Source organism: Psychrobacillus vulpis (genome assembly GCF_006861825.1).
Lineage (GTDB): Bacteria > Bacillota > Bacilli > Bacillales_A > Planococcaceae > Psychrobacillus > Psychrobacillus vulpis.
The window spans coordinates 1-1,526 of sequence record NZ_VDGI01000060.1; the positions used below are offsets into that span (position 1 = coordinate 1).

The following is a 1,526-nucleotide window of genomic DNA, read 5'->3' on the forward strand; positions in this document are numbered from 1 at the left end:
AAAGGCTAATGTTACCATTAGCCCTCCAAGACTCGCTACGAGTGAATGGCTAGTTCTTTCTCGACGGGAATCCCACCCGCTATATGATACGACCTAGGCTCGGCCGCACAAGCACCCGTTAGCTTAATAAACTTCCAAAAAATATAACGAAAGTCAAAAACGCTGATAACCCCAAAGTAATAATTATTGTAGTTACACTCCTCGCCATTCCTTTCCAATCATGAATACCTGAAAAACCTAATACTCCTAAAATTAAAGTTAGCAATGTAATATATAAAACCAGATTTAAAGGGTGTGTACCAATAATGGAATAATCAATTAGACCTGAAAATGAAACAAGAAGAAATAATAAAATGCAAATTATTGATAAGATAAATGACACTATGTTAATCTTTTTCATCATTCAATAACTCCTTTTTTCGTTATTTTAGTATTTTCCTTATTCAACTAACCTGCCGCTTTAGTTCAATAAGAAAAAATGCTTTACTCTTTCTTGAAGTAAAGCATAGTTTAAGTACATTTGAAACCGACTGTTATCCAAAATAATTATTAAACCACCAAACAACAAGAAATATACCCCCTACTCCCCAAGCGGTGGTACTCCATATCCACCAAATTACGGATTTAGCTTTTGATGAATTTTCCTCGTCTTCCATATTTGCTTTTATAAGAGCGACCTTAGTTTCCATACCTTTTTTCATAGAAACGAGAACAACTAATCCGATTAGCATGAAACCAGTAGTTATCCAGAGTAATAAGTCCACCTTCTATACCCCCTTTTTTTATGAATTACTTTCCTTTCAATCTTCTTTATTTAACTAACCTGCTGCTTTACTTAGATACGTTTGAAACAAATAGATGTTCCAATTTTATATAATTTTTCCATTTATAATAAGTAAAAATCCATTTGGCTTATTGAACTAAACTGCCGCGTTAGTTCAATACGAAAAAATGCTTTACCCCTTCTTGAAGTAAAGCACCCGTTAGCTTAAGAAGAATTTTTCTCTTCTTTCTTTTGCTTCCTCCGGTAAAAAAAACGCCACAAATAAAAAATAGTCCATGTTATTACTATCATCAATAAAGGAACATACCGCTGATATTTTTGTTCACCATAAAATATAATGATGCTACCTATAATAAACATTGGTACAGCCCAATAAAACCACATTCTTACTTCCTTGTTTTTAAAACTTAATTCAAATCGTTCACTCATATAATCCACCCCGTTTATAACTTTCTTCAATTAACCTTCCCTTTAATACGTTTGAAACGAATTGAAGTTCCGACTTCACGCAATTTTCCCGCTATTATTAAACGAAATCCATTTTCTTATTCAACTTACCTGCTCCTTTAGTTGAATAAGAAAAAGAGCTGTCTAAACAGCTCCATAATCTTCAAGTAAAGCACCCGTTAGCCATCCATGTAGCGCAAAATCAGCGCTACACCACAGAGAATGAAAATGTGAAAAACGGGTATAGGATACTACGGCTGGGAGAGGAAGGTCGATGAACTATGGTGCCATAGAG

At 34.3% G+C, this 1,526-nt stretch carries 3 protein-coding genes; all 3 read right to left on the reverse strand.

The genetic code is table 11. The features are described 5' to 3' along the window. Nucleotides 1-118: 118 nt before the first annotated feature. The 3 genes from FG384_RS19460 to FG384_RS19470 all read right to left on the reverse strand — a co-directional run bounded on the left by FG384_RS19460 (nt 119) and on the right by FG384_RS19470 (nt 1,243). Nucleotides 119-403, reverse strand: a complete 285-nt coding sequence (locus tag FG384_RS19460) for a hypothetical protein (protein ID WP_142644344.1) — start codon at nt 401-403, stop codon at nt 119-121. 130 nt (nt 404-533) lie between these two features. Continuing rightward, on the reverse strand, nt 534-764 hold the full coding sequence (locus tag FG384_RS19465; RefSeq protein WP_142644345.1) for a hypothetical protein: 231 nt from the start codon (nt 762-764) through the stop codon (nt 534-536). Nucleotides 765-988: 224 nt separating this feature from the next. After that, entirely contained in the window at nt 989-1,243 is a 255-nt protein-coding gene (locus FG384_RS19470; protein WP_142644346.1) for a hypothetical protein, read from the reverse strand. Nucleotides 1,244-1,526: the final 283 nt, after the last annotated feature.

Bases quoted from the DNA above. Each gene is read 5' to 3' on its own strand.
- FG384_RS19460 (WP_142644344.1), bottom strand. From the start codon at position 403: ATGATGAAAAAGATTAACATAGTGTCATTTATCTTATCAATAATTTGC.